This is a genomic window from Sulfurimonas paralvinellae (assembly GCF_014905135.1).
GTDB lineage: Bacteria > Campylobacterota > Campylobacteria > Campylobacterales > Sulfurimonadaceae > Sulfurimonas > Sulfurimonas paralvinellae.
Genome location: NZ_CP041406.1, coordinates 95265 through 110918, shown reverse-complemented (window position 1 = coordinate 110918; position 15654 = coordinate 95265). Strand labels below are relative to the sequence as shown.

17 protein-coding genes are annotated in these 15654 nt (G+C 39.9%); 5 read left to right on the top strand and 12 right to left on the bottom strand.

Annotated elements, in window-relative coordinates; all coding sequences use genetic code 11:
* The first annotated feature begins 4 nt into the window (after positions 1 to 4).
* A complete protein-coding gene (locus FM071_RS00555; RefSeq protein ID WP_193111982.1) occupies positions 5 to 865 on the top strand; it encodes a DMT family transporter in 861 nt (286 codons plus the stop codon).
* Between the two features lie 88 nt (positions 866 to 953).
* Complete coding sequence (locus FM071_RS00550) at positions 954 to 2135, top strand: NAD(P)/FAD-dependent oxidoreductase (protein ID WP_193111073.1); 1182 nt, start codon at positions 954 to 956, stop codon at positions 2133 to 2135.
* 9 nt (positions 2136 to 2144) lie between these two features.
* On the opposite strand, the gene FM071_RS00545 is transcribed toward FM071_RS00550, so the two are convergent.
* The 7 genes from FM071_RS00545 to recA are packed head-to-tail and all read right to left on the bottom strand — an operon-like array spanning position 2145 to position 8641.
* Positions 2145 to 3203: a CNNM domain-containing protein gene (locus FM071_RS00545; protein ID WP_193111071.1), complete on the bottom strand. Its 1059-nt coding sequence runs from the start codon at positions 3201 to 3203 to the stop codon at positions 2145 to 2147.
* A 13-nt stretch (positions 3204 to 3216) separates the two neighbouring features.
* Positions 3217 to 4545, bottom strand: coding sequence for a magnesium transporter (gene mgtE / locus FM071_RS00540; RefSeq protein ID WP_193111070.1), 1329 nt, complete (start codon positions 4543 to 4545; stop codon positions 3217 to 3219).
* Between the two features lie 27 nt (positions 4546 to 4572).
* Entirely contained in the window at positions 4573 to 5262 is a 690-nt protein-coding gene (locus FM071_RS00535; protein WP_193111068.1) for a glucosaminidase domain-containing protein, read from the bottom strand.
* 30 nt (positions 5263 to 5292) lie between these two features.
* Entirely contained in the window at positions 5293 to 5949 is a 657-nt protein-coding gene (locus FM071_RS00530; protein ID WP_193111066.1) for an AMIN domain-containing protein, read from the bottom strand.
* A gap of 44 nt (positions 5950 to 5993) precedes the next feature.
* Positions 5994 to 6272 carry a hypothetical protein gene (locus tag FM071_RS00525; protein WP_193111064.1) on the bottom strand — a complete coding sequence of 93 codons (279 nt, stop codon included), beginning with the start codon at positions 6270 to 6272 and terminating at the stop codon, positions 5994 to 5996.
* 8 nt (positions 6273 to 6280) lie between these two features.
* A complete protein-coding gene (gene eno / locus FM071_RS00520; RefSeq protein WP_193111063.1) occupies positions 6281 to 7546 on the bottom strand; it encodes a phosphopyruvate hydratase in 1266 nt (421 codons plus the stop codon).
* Positions 7547 to 7603: 57 nt separating this feature from the next.
* Positions 7604 to 8641, bottom strand: coding sequence for a recombinase RecA (gene recA, locus FM071_RS00515; RefSeq protein ID WP_193111061.1), 1038 nt, complete (start codon positions 8639 to 8641; stop codon positions 7604 to 7606).
* 453 nt (positions 8642 to 9094) lie between these two features.
* Here recA and FM071_RS00510 point away from each other — a divergent pair, with 453 nt between their 5' ends.
* From FM071_RS00510 to FM071_RS00500, 3 genes are read left to right on the top strand one after another with little or no spacing between them, the layout of a single operon-like run.
* Positions 9095 to 9958 carry a menaquinone biosynthesis family protein gene (locus FM071_RS00510; protein ID WP_193111059.1) on the top strand — a complete coding sequence of 288 codons (864 nt, stop codon included), beginning with the start codon at positions 9095 to 9097 and terminating at the stop codon, positions 9956 to 9958.
* Positions 9959 to 10225: a flagellar biosynthesis protein FliQ gene (gene fliQ, locus FM071_RS00505; protein WP_193111057.1), complete on the top strand. Its 267-nt coding sequence runs from the start codon at positions 9959 to 9961 to the stop codon at positions 10223 to 10225. It begins immediately after the preceding gene.
* Positions 10225 to 11037, top strand: a complete 813-nt coding sequence (locus FM071_RS00500) for a UDP-N-acetylmuramate dehydrogenase (protein WP_193111055.1) — start codon at positions 10225 to 10227, stop codon at positions 11035 to 11037. The genes fliQ and FM071_RS00500 overlap by 1 nt, the downstream gene beginning before the upstream one ends.
* A gap of 15 nt (positions 11038 to 11052) precedes the next feature.
* Here the strand turns inward: FM071_RS00500 and FM071_RS00495 are convergent, their stop codons facing one another.
* The 5 genes from FM071_RS00495 to FM071_RS00475 all read right to left on the bottom strand — a co-directional run bounded on the left by FM071_RS00495 (position 11053) and on the right by FM071_RS00475 (position 15649).
* Positions 11053 to 11820 carry a TIGR04219 family outer membrane beta-barrel protein gene (locus FM071_RS00495; RefSeq protein WP_193111053.1) on the bottom strand — a complete coding sequence of 256 codons (768 nt, stop codon included), beginning with the start codon at positions 11818 to 11820 and terminating at the stop codon, positions 11053 to 11055.
* A 251-nt stretch (positions 11821 to 12071) separates the two neighbouring features.
* Complete coding sequence (gene tpx, locus FM071_RS00490; protein ID WP_193111052.1) at positions 12072 to 12578, bottom strand: thiol peroxidase; 507 nt, start codon at positions 12576 to 12578, stop codon at positions 12072 to 12074.
* Positions 12579 to 12817: 239 nt separating this feature from the next.
* On the bottom strand, positions 12818 to 13801 hold the full coding sequence (tsaD, locus tag FM071_RS00485; protein WP_193111050.1) for a tRNA (adenosine(37)-N6)-threonylcarbamoyltransferase complex transferase subunit TsaD: 984 nt from the start codon (positions 13799 to 13801) through the stop codon (positions 12818 to 12820).
* Positions 13802 to 13807: 6 nt separating this feature from the next.
* Complete coding sequence (dxr, locus tag FM071_RS00480) at positions 13808 to 14887, bottom strand: 1-deoxy-D-xylulose-5-phosphate reductoisomerase (protein WP_193111981.1); 1080 nt, start codon at positions 14885 to 14887, stop codon at positions 13808 to 13810.
* A 6-nt stretch (positions 14888 to 14893) separates the two neighbouring features.
* A complete protein-coding gene (locus FM071_RS00475; RefSeq protein ID WP_193111048.1) occupies positions 14894 to 15649 on the bottom strand; it encodes a phosphatidate cytidylyltransferase in 756 nt (251 codons plus the stop codon).
* Positions 15650 to 15654 lie beyond the last annotated feature (5 nt).

The window sequence follows — 15654 nt, the reverse complement described above, 5'->3', positions numbered from 1 at the left end:
AAATATGCAAGAGAGACACTTTTCCTATCTTATGCTTCTTGCCATGTTCTTTTGGGGCGGCGGATGGACGGCACTCAAGATTCTTACCTATAATCTCCCTATGGATGTCATCATCTTCTGGCGATTTTTTTTGATGAGTCTTGCCTTTATCCCCATCATCATCTATTTCAAAATACCTTTTAAGCTTGATCTGCACTCTTTGAAATATATTCTCGGCAGCTCTGTTTTAAATGTCTCTTTTATGATTTCATCTTTTTACGGCGTCAAGTATGGTTATGCCGGAGGCGGCAGTGTCATCATCACAACTTTCAGCCCGATTATGACATTTTTGCTTGTAGCCGTTTTATTTCGAAACAGACTTGAAACAAGACAATACTTCGGTCTTTTACTCGGTCTAATCGGCGGCTATATTCTCCTGCAACTCAATGACTTTTCACTCTTTTTAAACTCTTCGAACCTCTACTTTTTGCTTTGTGCACTTATCTGGGCCGGCGTAACTGTTCTCTCGCAACACTCGCAAAAGCACATTCATCCTATTCACTACAGTTTTGCTATCTCACTCATCGCAACTCTCTTCACATTCCTCTATGCAAAAGATTCAGATCTGGGAGCGGTATTTCACCAAGGTGCAGCATTCTGGACAGCCATGATCTATCTTGCTGTTTTTGGACAAACGATCGCCACAACAATCTTCTTTATCTCAAGCGGCAGGCTCGGCAGTGAAAAAACAAGTTCTTATATGTTCCTCGTGCCACTCTTCGCTTTGTTTTCTGCATGGCTGATTTTAGATGAGCCTATGCAACCCCATATCATCATCGGCGGTGCTATCAGCATGCTAGCCGTTTACTTTATCAATAAAAAATAAAACTGACGATAAAACTAGCCTCTTAATGTATTTTTAACATCAATTAGTGTAATATTATTTATAAATTTGAATAATATAGGGAGCTCCAATGAAAAAAGTGCTTGTTCTAGGTGGTGGATTTGCCGGTGTTGATGCTGCAACACATCTTCAAAAGATGGGGTATGATGTAACACTTGTGAGTGACAGAGACTACTTTTATATCTACCCTACTTCTATTTGGATACCGACTCATGAAAGTGAATTTCAAGATGTCTGTGTCAATTTAGATGAGTTTCAAAGAGCACATGGATTTAAAGTCATTGTTGACAGTGTTGAGAGTATCTCTAAAGCAAATAATAGTGTTGCTTTTACCAGCGGTAAAGTTATTGATGACTATGACTACCTTATCATTGCCATTGGTGCTTCAAAAATGAAGCCTCAAGGCGTTGAGCATACACTTTCCATCTGTGGAGCACCGGAACAGTCTTTGGAAATTCGAGATGCACTTGACAGACTTGTAGAGAAAGGAAGCGGCAAGATTGCTATGGGCTTTGGCGGCAATCCAAAAGATACCTCTGCTGTTCGTGGCGGTCCGGGTTTTGAACTGCTTTTCAATGTCCATAATATGCTTAAAAAGAAAGGTATCCGCGATAATTTTGAACTGACATTTTTTGCACCTATGGCGGAACCCGGCAAAAGAATGGGACCGCAGGCACTGAAAATGATGGATGTTTTCTTTTCAAAACTAGGCATACATAAACATTTTGGCAAGAAAATAACAAAATTTGAAGATGATGGTGTTGTTTTTGAAGATGACAGCAGACTCGAATCTGATTTGACAATGTTCATTCCCGCAGGAAACGGCCATGCAGTCATCAAAAATTCCGATCTGCCGCAAAATGAAGCAGGCTTTGTAAAAACCGATGATTATTCCTGTGTTTTAAATGAAGACGGCTCTATGAGTAACATCTACGCTATCGGTGATGTTGCTGCTCTTGAAGGTTATGAATGGCGTGCAAAACAGGGACACATCGCAGAGGTTATGGCAAAAAACTGTGCACACAACATTGAACAACGCGACAATGGCGGCAATAACTTTAAAGGATACAATGAACATCTCAATATATTATGTGTTATGGACAGCGGCGACGGAGCGGCATTTGTCTATAGAGATGAGAAACGTGCTTTTATGTTTCCAATGCCTTTTATAGGGCACTGGATGAAAAAAGCCTGGGGATTTTATTGTAGAAATTCAAAACTCGGAAAGATTCCTAGAATTCCGGGAATGTAGGCAGCGGGCTTAAGCCTTCTGATTGGCTTTCCTCTCTTCGAGTTTACGCTTGAGCTTCATCTTTCGCTTTGCAAGCTCACGCATATCTGCCGTCGTGTCGCTTTCATCCATGATCTCAACACCCAAGATTGTTTCAACACAATCTTCTAACGTCAATATTCCCTCAGTCTGATCATAGTTGTCTTTCACCAAGAACATATGCTCTTTTTTAGCAATGAAGAGATCAAGTGCTTTACTGACCGGCACATTTTCATTGATGGCAAAGATATCTTTTTTGACAGATTTTAGTGAGACCGTATCATCTGTAAGCGCCTGATGAAAGAGTTTCTTTGTCAAGACAAGCCCTGTTACATCTTCTATACTTTCATTGTAAACAGGAATACGTGAGAATTTAAATATAGACTCTTCTTTGGCTATAACCTCTTTGACGCTCATGTTTTCATCGAGTGCAAAAACAACACTTCTCGGTGTGAGGACTTCAGAGACTTTTATATTATCAAGATTGAGCATGTTTTCAATGACGTCTGACTCTTTTTCATCAATGACACCTTCATCTTCACTCATAAGCATACTCTCTAAAAGTTCTTCTTTTGTGAGTGTATTTGCATCATCTTTGCCTTTTGAGATCTTATCTGTTACAGCCAGTGTCGTTAAAATAATAGGATATGTCAACCAGATGAAGATGCGAATAAAATAGGCTGCAAGCGGTGCCAACTGCTTCCAGTAGATTGCGCCGATCGTTTTTGGAATAATCTCTGAAAGAAATAAAATAGCAAAAGTCAATACAACAGAGACAATGACAACGGCATCATTACCAAATACTTCCGATGCCTGAGCACCGACAGCAGCTGCACCTAGTGTATTTGCAATAGTGTTTAAGATCAAGATGGATGCGATGGACTTATTGATATTTTCTTTTTGCAGACGTAAAAGAGCACCCACAGACGGTTTCTCTTTTTCCAATACCGCCACATAAGACATATTGATTGAAAGCAGCACTGACTCTAAAACAGAGCAGATAAAAGAAACACCTACCGATAAAAGAAAAAATAGTATTAAAAGTTCCAAGTTTTACACATCCTTATAAAAGTATAATTTTAGCGAGCCATAGGAAAGAGAAGAATCCTACAACATCTGTTACCGTCGTTAAGATGACTGTACTACCGATAGCCGGATCGATTTTAAGCCATTTGAGCGCTAAGGGAATCATAGCACCAAAGAAACCTGCCATAAGCAGATTTATAATCATCGAAAGACCTATAACCACCCCGAGCATCGGCATCTTAAACCACAAATACGCGATAATACCCATCACAACTGCGAATAAAAAACCGTTCATCAAAGAGATAGCGACCTCTTTTTTAATACTACGCCATGCATCACCATTGGATATCTCGCCAAGAGCGAGCTGACGAACGACAACGGTCAGTGTCTGCGTTCCGGCATTACCTCCCATAGATGCAACAATCGGCATCAGTACTGCAAGTGCTACCATAGAGTTGATAGTATCTTCAAATAGCCCGATTACCAAAGAAGCTGCAATGGCAGTTAAAAGATTGATACCAAGCCAATAAGCACGCTTTCTACCGGCTTTTAAAACATCTTCATCATCTTCGGCTTCGTCATCAACACCAGCAAGATTATACATCTGTTCTGTTGCATGTTCATTAATTATATCATAGATATCATCCGAAGTTATACGTCCGCGTAAAATACCATGTTCATTAACAACAGGCATAACGGAAACATCATATTGTTTAAAGCGTTCAACTACTACTTTGATATCTTCTTTATCATAAGCCTTAATGGGCTCAAAAGATTCATCACTCTCTTTTATATTCTCTTCGATTGTCTTTGAAAAGTCAAAAATGAGCAGATCATCAAGACCTACAGAGTAGAGAAGTTTATGATGATTATCAACGATAAAAAGATTTTGGACATTTTCGAGTTCATTCTCTTTTCGAAGACGGGCAAATCGTTTTATGACATCCTGAACGATCTCATCTGCATGAGCCGTAAAGACCTCCAGCTGCATATAAGCACCGGCTTCATTCTCATTATATTTTTGAAGTTGTGTAATCTCTTTTTTATCATCTTCATCAAGTGTTTCAAAAACTTTTGATGCGACGTTTTCATCGACATCTTCAAGTTCCTGCATAAACTCTACTTGGTCATCTGACTCAAGTTCTGAAACTGCTTGGGAGAGTTCATCGACACTGAGATTTTCAACGACATCATCAAAATATCTATCTGGAAGTGCGAGCGCTACATCCCCTACAAGTTTTTTTGGAACAAGCTTGATAGCTTTTGAAAATTTCTCATCATCCATGCCACGCAAAATAGTGGCAATTTCAGAGGGGTGCATCTCACTCATCTCATGAGATTTTATATAATTTTTAATTTCATTCATGAGCGCAATTATAGCAGGTTATAGAGCTTATTTTGCTACTTTAGTATCATATTTCGTAAGCTTGTTGTAACGAATCATACTGCCGAGTTCTTTGACGTAGGCATCTCCTCGTTCCGAGTAATACTTCAATCCTTTAATAATCTCTGAAACCGGCTTGCCTTCATAGCTCATCTTTTTAAAATTTTTATACCTCGGTGCCGTTGAGAGCATAAAATAGTATTGTCTGATTGCTTCATCAAGGTTATCGAACTTTCTTACCCATATAGTTTTCTTACCTCGTTTTTCACCTGCGGCTATTCGTTTTTGTTTTGAACTCGTACTCCAAACGCCAAAGATGTTATTTGCCTGACGAAAAAATCGTGATGTTCCCCATGCACTCTCCATAGCAGCTTGCGCTAATGCAATGCTCATAGGATGCGGCCTTATTTTTATAAGCAGTTCCTTATCTGTTTTTGCATTGTATCTCTTTTTCAGTGCTGCAATTTTCTCTGGATTCTTATGCTCTTTGATGTCTTTTTGTACTTGTTGGTATTGTGCTTCAAGCTCTTTGTGCACATCTTCCACTGCCGGAACTAAAAGAGCGAAAAATCTCTTTTTTTTCTCAGCAACGGACATATTCTTCGGTACAACACTCGCTGAGTAATGTTTTTCTTGTGCAGCGAACGCATTTGTAAAAACCCCTTGAATTAGTAAAGAGAAGAGAAGTAAATATTTCATAATATGTGCCTTTGTAATTAAATTTCTATTTTATAACAATGTAAAAAGATATCCATTTTGTATCTTTTTCACTTTATACTGATAGTACCCATCAAGCTCAATTACGACACGGTAGTACCCTTTATGCGTTCCGACTCGTATCTTTTTAAATAGTGAAGGTTTTTTGATACTTTTCACATAACTTCGTATGTCTGTCTCACGTTTAAAATCACACACGATACGATGCGGTTTAACAAGTAAAAAACTACGAAGAAGTTTATCTTTTGTAACTACTTTCAACTTCTTCGCATCAGCGTAAAAAGTAATGAACGGCAACGAAGCAATCTTAGTAAACTTCTCCGTCAAAACAGCTTTCTTCGCTGTCTGCTTTTTCTTTATTTTTGGAATTTCCGGTGACGAACCGTAATTTTGAGAGATAAAAATAGGCAGATGCCAGTCTATTGCATTTCCCAACTCTATTTTTTTTGTTGCAATTGAGCCATCAAGATTTTTATAGGTAACTGTTACACTCTCTAAGACTCTTGCAGTTGAAGAAAGCGTCATTGTCGCACGCCTAAGAGGCTCTATCTTTGGTGTCTGATTTGTGGTTAATGGAATATCCTGCGCCGAGTCAACTGGGAAAAAAGGATTTTCACGGCAAAAGAGTGTCATAGGAATTAGAAGCAGAAGAAAGAAGAGTCGTATCATGCAAACACCTGATTTTTTCTAAACATTATAGCGAATTTATAGGTTTATTGTGCAGAAATCTCTTTGAGCTCAAAATACTCACGCTGCAGTTCGGCATTTTCATTTTTGAGTCTTACAACTTCGTCCTGGAGATAATTTTCATAATCATCCAATCCAAACAGTACTTCCAAAGAGTTTGTACCGTAAAGCAAAACACCAAGATAAATACCCAATACAACTATAAAAGAGACCAGAAGAAAAAACTTTCCAAGAGAGAGCCCCAGATATCTCTGTGTTATGCTCTCCTCAGTATCAATTTCTTCATAAAGTTCTTCGTTTTGCATGAATTCTCTTAGTTAAAAAGAGCCGATCCCAAGTACTCACCATAAACGATTTCATTTTCAATCTCTAAAAGACGATTGTATTTAGCAATTCTTTCACTTCTTGCAGTTGAACCTGTTTTGATCTCACCACAGTTAAGAGCGACGGCAAAATCAGCGATAAATGCGTCTTCACTCTCACCTGAACGGTGACTCATAACACATTTATAACCATTTCTTTGTGCAAGACGCACAGTAAGCATGGTTTCACTTACAGAGCCGATTTGGTTTGGCTTGATAAGAATCGCATTGGCAATCCCTTTTTGAATGCCCTCATTTAAGATATTTGCATTAGTAACGAAAAGATCATCACCGACAATCTGAATCTTATCACCAAGTCTTTCAGTCATCAGTTTAAAACCGTCCCAGTCATCTTCACCAAGACCGTCTTCTATAGAAACAATAGGATATTTAGCGCACAGTTCTTCATAATAAGCGACTAGTTCTTCACTTGTTACTGTACGGTTTTCACTATCGAGTCTGTATCCGCCCTCAGTGACCAATTCAGATGCTGCAACATCAAGAGCAATTGCAATCTCTTCACCCGCTTTGTATCCGGCCTTTTCGATTGCCTGCATAATAACTTGGATAGGCTCTTCATTTGATGAAAGATTTGGTGCAAAACCACCTTCATCTCCAAGTGCTGTCATGTGACCCTGCTCTGCCAAAATCTTTTTAAGATTATGATAGACCTCTGCAGATGCTCTTAAAGAGTCAGTGAAATCTTCAAAGCCTACCGGCATAATCATATACTCTTGAAAATCTACCGAATTGTCAGCATGGCTTCCACCGTTAATGATATTTAACATCGGTGTCGGCATAACCATAGCATTCGCACCGCCAAGGTAACGATAAAGCGGCACACCAAGACTTTGAGCTGCTGCACGAGCTACTGCCATAGAAACGCCAAGTACTGCATTGGCACCCAGTTTTCCATAGTTCTCAGTACCGTCAATCTCTTTCATGACAGCATCGACTACGGCTTGATTGAATGGGCTCATACCAATGAGTGCATCGGAAATAACACTGTTGACATTTTCAACAGCCTGTAGCACGCCTTTGCCCATATAGCGCTCACCGCCGTCACGAAGTTCCAAAGCTTCACGCTTTCCTGTACTTGCTCCAGAAGGAACAATAGCACTCGCTGATGTTCCGTCACTTAAAGTAACTGTAGCTTTTACTGTTGGATTTCCGCGAGAATCCATTACTTCTATTGCACTTACGTTATCTATAAACATATATCTGCCTTATTAAATAAATTGCGATATTTTAGCTAAATTTGATTAAAACTTTGTTTATACGTCAGTTTCGGCTATTTCTGAAGTATCCATTGTCATCAGCGAACTCATTCCCATTGCTTCACGAATTTTATCTTCTATCTCACGTGCGAGTTCCGGTTCTTCTTTGAACTTCGCTTTGACATTTTCACGTCCCTGACCCAGTTTTGTCTCACCATAGCTAAACCATGCTCCGCTTTTATCAATTATATCAAGCTTTACACCATAGTCAACAAGCTCACCTTCTTTAGAGATTCCTTCGCCAAACATGATGTCAAACTCTGCTTGGCGGAACGGCGGCGCTACCTTATTTTTAATGACTTTCGCTTTTACACGGTTACCGATCTGACTCTCACCCTGTTTAAGCGAAGCGATACGTCGTACATCGATACGAACAGATGCATAGAACTTCAATGCATTTCCACCTGTTGTAGTTTCAGGTGATCCGTACCCCATCATCCCTATTTTCATACGAATCTGGTTAATGAAAATAACCGTACAGTTCATCTTACTAAGCACTCCTGTAAGTTTACGGAGTGCTTTTGACATCAAACGAGCCTGAACACCGACCTGTTGATCGTTCATTTCACCTTCAAGTTCTACTTTTGGTGTCAATGCCGCAACAGAGTCAATCACTATCAAATCAACTGCACCGCTTCTTGCAACTGTTTCAACGATATCAAGCGCCTGCTCACCGTAATCAGGCTGTGAAACCAATAGATTGTCAATATCTACTCCAAGATTCTTCGCATAAATAACATCAAGTGCATGTTCCGCATCAATAAAGGCACAAACGCCTCCCTGTTTTTGACACTCTGCCGTAATCTGTAGTGCCAGTGTCGTTTTCCCTGAACTCTCCGGCCCATAAACTTCAACAACTCTTCCCTGTGGCACACCATTGATACCGAGTGCAAGATCAAGCCCTAACGACCCTGTAGAGATCGACTGTATAGGTTCAATGTCTTTATCACCAAGGCGCATTAACGCACCTTTACCAAAAGCTTTGTCTATCTGCTTCATAGCCAAGTCTAATGACTTTTGTTTATTTGCATCCATGTTGGACTCACTTATTATGAAATTTGGAAGTATTGTAGATGATTTTTTTCAGACTTGTAAAAATTATGTCATATTGTCATATTTTTTAAAAAGCTTCACCATAAATATGTGTAATTTTAACGAAATAAAGTAAAAGGAAGCCTCTTTTAGTCCTATTTCATACTTATTTGGTTACAATTTTGCAGACTTCTTTCATAATCTCTGATACTCTTCAGAGGGCTAAAAAGAGTTAAGATTGTGCAAAATGTTTTTTGAAGCGTAGCCGTAGCTACGGTGATGAAAACTTTTGTGCAAGGTTGATTCTTTTTAACCCTCCCTTCGGGTAAACTATACAAAAAGATATTCTGCGTTGGATAACCTTCACCGTAGCTACGGCTACGTTGAAGAACATCCGTCTTGACTATCATGTTGTATAGTTTACTGAAGGGTATCAGAGATTATGAAAGAAGTCTTATGAAAAAAACCCTTATAGCACACTCACCTGACGCCGACGATATTTTTATGTACTATGCCATTAAATTTGGCTGGGTAGGAATGCAAGATGTCCAGTTTGACAATATTGCAAAAGACATTCAAACCCTTAACGAAGATGCACTGGGTGGTGTTTATGACATTGTCGCTATCTCTTTTGCTCTCTATCCTCACATAAAAGAGCAGTATGCACCTCTTCGTACAGCCGTCAGTTTCGGTGAGGGTTACGGGCCGAAGGTCATTAAACGTAAAGGCGAAAAGCTCAAACGAAATTTCAAAGTGGCTCTCAGCGGTAAACACACGACAAACGCCATGCTCTTTCGCATCGCTTACCCCGAAGCACGCATAACATACATGAACTTTTTGGATATCGAACAGGCAGTTTTAGACGGAACGGTTCATGCCGGTGTACTTATTCATGAATCCATTCTTACCTACAATGATAAACTAGAAGTGGAACGTGAGATGTGGGATATCTGGCAGGAACTTGCAGGCAAAGATCTGCCGCTGCCACTTGGCGGTATGGCTATTCGTCGCTCCATTCCTCTCAACAAAGCCATAGAGTATGAAGCGACATTGACAAAAGCTGTTCAAGTTGCGCGTGACCACAAAGAACGCCTTAGCAAAATGCTCATAGAACGCAATCTCGTTCGTATAGATGCACCGACGCTTGATAAATATCTCGAACTCTATGCAAACGATGACTCGATTACACTCAGTGATATTCAATACAAAGCCATAAACAAGCTCTTTGAAATTGGCTATGAGCACGGTTTTTATGATACACTTGTGAAGATAGAAGATTATTTAATTCCAACAGAGTACAAAGAGCTAAGGAATTCATAAATGGAAGCAAAACTTATAGAGCTTGGTGTTGAAACATTTCAAATTGCCCTCTATTTGGCACTGCCTGCGTTGCTTGTGGGGATGCTGATGGGTCTTGCCATCTCTATTTTTCAAGCAACTACACAGATAAATGAGATGACCCTCTCTTTTATTCCAAAGATCATCGGCGTTGTCATCGTTATCGTTCTTACAATGCCGTGGATGCTTAATGAAATGACTGACTTTTCCACTCATGTCTTTGCTTTGATTCCTACCTTCATCGAGTAATGAATACAAAATCCATCAATTTCTCAAACTACTCTTCTTTTAAGATAGGCGGCACCTTTGATGTGCACCTTTTAGATGCTCACGCAGAGCTTGACAATCTCAACGACTACTACCTTATTGGCTCGTGTAACAATATTCTTATAGGCAACAACCCTCCGACGCTTATGATGCTATCCAAAGAGTTCGATTATATTAAGAAGGAAGACAATCTCTTAAAAATCGGAGCGGCAACACCTTCAGGGAAAATCGCCTCTTACTGTAAAAAAAACAATATCGCCAATTTTGAATTTCTCTCACATCTTCCAGGAAAACTTGGCGGTCTTGTCTTCATGAACGCAGGACTCAAAGAGTATGAAATATTTAATCATCTTCTATCTATTACCACTTTAAACGGAGAAAAGAAGCGAGATGAGATTCAATATGGATACAGGTTTACAAATATAGACGAACCTATACTCGAAGCTGTTTTTGAACTGAGCTATGGATATGATACTCAAAAAGTTGCAATGTTTAAAAAAATGCGTTCCAACCAACCATCGACTCCCTCTGCAGGAAGCTGTTTTAAAAATCCCGATGGAGATTATGCAGGCAGACTCATTGAAGCGGTAGGTCTGAAAGGCAAGATGCAGGGGGCTATGTGTTTCAGTCAAGAGCATGCAAACTTTTTGGTAAATACGGGAGGCGGAAAATTTGAGGATGCGGCAACACTCATCTATGAAGCACAAAAAAAAGTTTATGAAAAGTTTGGAATCTTACTTGAGTTGGAGATTGTTGTTTTGGATAGAGATTTTCAAGCGTTTAAACCAGAGTAAAACTCTGGAAAAACTTTAAAATCTCAGCATTAAACCGGCATAAACACCTGAAAAATCTATATTTAGTTTTGTTTTGTCATCATCTGACTTAACATCAAACTTTTGTACTCTGTACCCTACTTCAATGGCAGGCTGCACAACGGGAACAAAGTCAAAAGTATAGTCAACTTTTGCACGGAAGTCATACACTGTCGAACCATCATAAGTAATGTATTTCCCGTCAGCTTCCAAACCGATATTTGTTGCCGGTATTTCTACACGTGCTCTTGCATACACCAAAGGAATTGCTACTGTATCTGAATCTGTATAATTTGAAGTAGGTACACCACCAACCGTTACATTGTCTGCTTCATAAGTGGCATCAACAACTTTCACATCAATTCCAAGATCAATCGTTGTCCACATCGTATTATCAAGAATATTGTAATACGGAATAATGTCATACTGTTTCATTTCAAATCGAGCCGTTGTTGTAGCACCAGGTACTGTAAAATCTTTAAAATCTCCGGTGACGACACCTTTGTCTTTTATGTCTGCATACTCTAAACGAAGATTTGGGATGATAGGGATCGGATGTTTGATCAAGAGCCAGGCATATGCACCGTTATCTTCTTTTTTATCTGATGTATATGTACCTGTAGCACTGCCATCTGTATATGTTATCGTTCCGTTTGGTGTTTGCTGCCAAATACCACCGCCCAGTTCTACGCGTGCTATATCAGCGTTTGCCGCTGAAACCATCAAAGAGCCTAAAAGAGCTGTCTTTAAAATTGTTTTTTTCATTCTATCCCCTGTTAAATAAGTGAAAATATTATATCAGAGCAATATATGGACTTTCTTAAATAGAGAAATTAAATTATTTGAAGGTTAAAATAAAAAAGGGGTTTGGCAAAAGCCAAACCCCAAAGAAGGAGAAATAAAATGAGACATAGCTCACTTCACTTTCTTGCCACCAATGGCGGCAAGGGAGCGATAAAATCGCTTTAAATTAAGTTGGACACCTTAATTTTAAAACCTGTTTTATAGGAGAAAAATTACTTTTTCGCAGCTTCGATAGCAGCGTCGTATTGTGGTTCTTCAGTGATCTCAGGAACGATCTCTTTGTAAGTCACAACACCGTTTTCATCGATTACGAAGATAGCACGAGCAGTAACACCAGCAAGTGGAGAACCACCTAAAAGTACACCGTATGCATTAGCGAAATCTTTGTTTCTGAAGTCAGAAGCAACAGTTAATTTATCGATTCCTTCAGCTGAACAAAAACGTCCTGCAGCAAATGGAAGGTCCATAGAAACAACAACAGTTTTAACACCGTCAAGCTCTGCAGCTTTCGCGTTAAAGTTACGAGTTTCCGTTGCACACACACCTGTATCTAAAGAAGGAACAACGATTACAAGTTGTTTAACACCTTGTGCTCCACCAACTTTAACATCACCAAGACCGTCTGAGTTAACTACATTAACCTCAGGAGCTTTGTCTCCAACATTTACTTCATTACCTAATAACTCTACGTCTGTACCTTTGAATTTAGTCGTTGCCATATTCAAATCCTTTATTTTATTTTATAAAATGAAGGAACCATCATTTAATGCTAACGAGTAAGAAAGTAATTCCTTCCTCTACGCTAACGCTGTGTTTCCTTCGGCAGGAAGCCCAAAATGCCTTAGCATTTTTTGAGCTAAAGAGCTTCAAACCTTTTTTGTAACCGAAGTATATTTTAAATCGGATAATATTTGTCTTATTTAGAAAACAACTGTTTTTGCATAAGTTTTTTTTAAGTTTAAAGCTTGCTTTTTGGTGAGATGTTCAGCTCTTCGAGTGAGCTGAACATTCCTTCTTTGTACATATCAACACCTACTCTGCCGATCATTGCAGCATTGTCCGAACAGTACTGCAGTTCACTGAGTATTAGTTTTGCTCCGTAGGGTTTGAGCAGCTCTTTTATCTGCTCACGCAGGTAAAGATTGGCACTCGCTCCGCCTACGATAGCAAATGTCTTTGGCGGATGAGATTTAAAATACTTTTTGAGCTTCATCGTCAGATGTTTTGTAGCAATATGCTCAAATGAGGCAGCTATATCTTTATACTTCTCTTTATCTTCGCCTGCTTCTTCTACTGCCAAACGCACTGCATTCTTCAGACCTGAGTAGGAAAAGGCTATCAAAGGTGACTGGTGCAGCGGCACTGTAAAGTTATAGGCCAACCGATCACCATCTTTTGCAAGCTCTTGGATAAGCGGACCGCCGGGATAACCAAGCCCCATCATTTTAGCGACCTTATCAAAGCTCTCACCAAAGGAGTCATCCATACTTTTGGCAACTGTCTCTATCTCACGCAGATTCTTTACTTCCATAACCTGAGTATGTCCTCCGGAAACAAGAAGCACCGTCAGCGGAAAAGTCGTCTCTTTTTCCATAAAGAGTGAATATATGTGACCAATAAGATGATTGACGCCTATGATGGGAATATCAAGTGCAACAGCAACTGCCTTTGCCATTGTAACCCCTTCTACAAGTGTCACAGCCAGTCCCGGAGAAGATGTTACCGCTACAGCTTTGAGCTTGTCAAAATAAGGCTCACACTGCTCTAAAATCTTTGGAAGTGCTTCTGCATGAAGCCTTGCTGCTAGTTCAGGAACGACACCTCCATAGACAGAGTGCTCTATCTCTTGGGATATCTTCTTATGGAATAACAATTTGTTTGTTGCGATCTCAGTAATTGCTACTGCACTATCATCACATGAACTTTCTATACTTAATATCACTATACTTTACCTTGCAAAATTTCGCACTTCTTCATCAATAGTAAATACATCATCCACATTGGCAGGAACGGCATCACTAAAATTTTCAAAAGCATGAATGATATTTTTACTAATATCCATAAATCCTATCTCTTTTGCAATGAACTTCTCTATGGCAGCTTCATTAGCAGCATTGATAACAACACCAAGATATGGATTTTTCAAGAGTTCTTCTTTGATTTCCCATACTGGATATCGCTCTTTCTCTATTTTTCTAAATTCCAATGAGCCAACATCAAGTAGATTGACATGCTCTAAAATACTCTCATCCATCTTTTTATCAAGCGCATACGCAATAGGCAACTGCATGCTTGCGTGAGCAAAGTGTGCTGTCGTTGAGCCGTCTTTAAAGTCAATCATAGCATGAATGAGCGACTTTGTCTCGATGATAGCATCAAACGCCGTTACCCCATTTTTGCCCTCGCCAAAAAGCCAGCGCGCTTCTAAAAGCTCAAACATTTTATTGACCATTGTAGCTGAATCAATGGTTATCTTTTGTCCCATCGACCAGTTTGGATGTTTTTGAGTATCTGCAAGCGTTGCGTGAGCGAGTTTTTCAAGCGGCCAGTCACGAAATGCACCACCGCTTGCCGTAATTGTCATCCTTGAAACCGGCCGATCTTGCAGTAGATACCACAGCCCAAAATGTTCACTGTCTATTGGCTGAATCTTCGAGGTGTCAATAAAAGCACCGCCTGCTACAAGAGACTCTTTATTTGCCAGGGCGACACGCTTGCCGCACTCTATTGCCTTGAGCGTTGGACGAAGCCCTAAAAAACCAACAAGTGCATTGACAACAAGTCCGCTTTGCGATGCCTCGATGGCTTCTAAAATAGCCTCCTGTCCATATCTCACGCAGACATGATTGACTTTTGGCACATCTGCTTTATCAGCGATAACAACAACTTTTGGACTATACTCTTGAATCTGTTCATTTAAAAGTGCAATATTCTTACCGCAGACAAGCACCTCAACTTTGATACCGAAACGTTTTGCGACAAGCAGAGTATTGACCCCAATAGAACCGGTTGAACCTAAAAGAACTATGGACAATTAGACAAGTCCTCGAAGCAGAACAAGCATGACGATACCACCAAAAAGATAGCCGTCTATGCGGTCAAGTACACCACCGTGTCCAGGCAGTAGATCACCACTGTCTTTTACACCAGCCTGACGTTTGAGAGAAGATTCAAAAAGGTCACCAAACACGGAACTCACTGCAACAAAAAATGAGATTAAAAATGCAACTCCAAGATCAACGATCGGCAGTCCAAAGAACATACCTCCTGCAGTCGCGACGACTACACCGCCAACAACCCCTTCCATGGTTTTATTTGGAGATGTCTCACAAAAAGGAGTTTTTCCTATGCTTTTTCCTACAGCATACGCACCGATATCTGTCAATGCCACAACCGCTACAAGCCAAAGCAGCGCCATTACACCATACTCTTCATACATCGTAAACATAAACAAGATGCCGGCGGTCGGATAGATGAACGGGAAGAAATCTACCCATTTAAGCTCTTTGTTAAAAGCCACAGCACCGGCATAAGCCACACCTGCAAGAACGAAGAGGTCATCACCGTAAGGATATATTCCGGCAATCAGCCAAAGGCCGACAGCAAAAGGGATGAGCCCGTCTCTCTCAACACCAAAAAGCTTGATCGCTTCTTTAAAAGCAAGAATGTAAATGACACCAAAAACAAGCCACATCAGAAAAAAGTTATCTATAAAACCGACGATCAAAACACCTGCTAAAAGTGCAAGACCTGTTAAAATTCGCTCTTTATGCTCACCAAACATACTCATAAAAA

Coding starts and splice junctions, on each gene's coding strand:
- FM071_RS00525 (WP_193111064.1), bottom strand. CDS start 6,272: ATGCAAAACGAAGAACTTTATGAAGAAATTGATACTGAGGAGAGCATA.
- FM071_RS00535 (WP_193111068.1), bottom strand. CDS start 5,262: ATGAAATATTTACTTCTCTTCTCTTTACTAATTCAAGGGGTTTTTACA.
- eno (WP_193111063.1), bottom strand. CDS start 7,546: ATGTTTATAGATAACGTAAGTGCAATAGAAGTAATGGATTCTCGCGGA.
- FM071_RS00475 (WP_193111048.1), bottom strand. CDS start 15,649: ATGAGTATGTTTGGTGAGCATAAAGAGCGAATTTTAACAGGTCTTGCA.
- mgtE (WP_193111070.1), bottom strand. CDS start 4,545: ATGAATGAAATTAAAAATTATATAAAATCTCATGAGATGAGTGAGATG.
- FM071_RS00510 (WP_193111059.1), top strand. CDS start 9,095: ATGAAAAAAACCCTTATAGCACACTCACCTGACGCCGACGATATTTTT.
- FM071_RS00500 (WP_193111055.1), top strand. CDS start 10,225: ATGAATACAAAATCCATCAATTTCTCAAACTACTCTTCTTTTAAGATA.
- FM071_RS00495 (WP_193111053.1), bottom strand. CDS start 11,820: ATGAAAAAAACAATTTTAAAGACAGCTCTTTTAGGCTCTTTGATGGTT.
- FM071_RS00530 (WP_193111066.1), bottom strand. CDS start 5,949: ATGATACGACTCTTCTTTCTTCTGCTTCTAATTCCTATGACACTCTTT.
- FM071_RS00555 (WP_193111982.1), top strand. CDS start 5: ATGCAAGAGAGACACTTTTCCTATCTTATGCTTCTTGCCATGTTCTTT.
- fliQ (WP_193111057.1), top strand. CDS start 9,959: ATGGAAGCAAAACTTATAGAGCTTGGTGTTGAAACATTTCAAATTGCC.
- tpx (WP_193111052.1), bottom strand. CDS start 12,578: ATGGCAACGACTAAATTCAAAGGTACAGACGTAGAGTTATTAGGTAAT.
- FM071_RS00550 (WP_193111073.1), top strand. CDS start 954: ATGAAAAAAGTGCTTGTTCTAGGTGGTGGATTTGCCGGTGTTGATGCT.
- recA (WP_193111061.1), bottom strand. CDS start 8,641: ATGGATGCAAATAAACAAAAGTCATTAGACTTGGCTATGAAGCAGATA.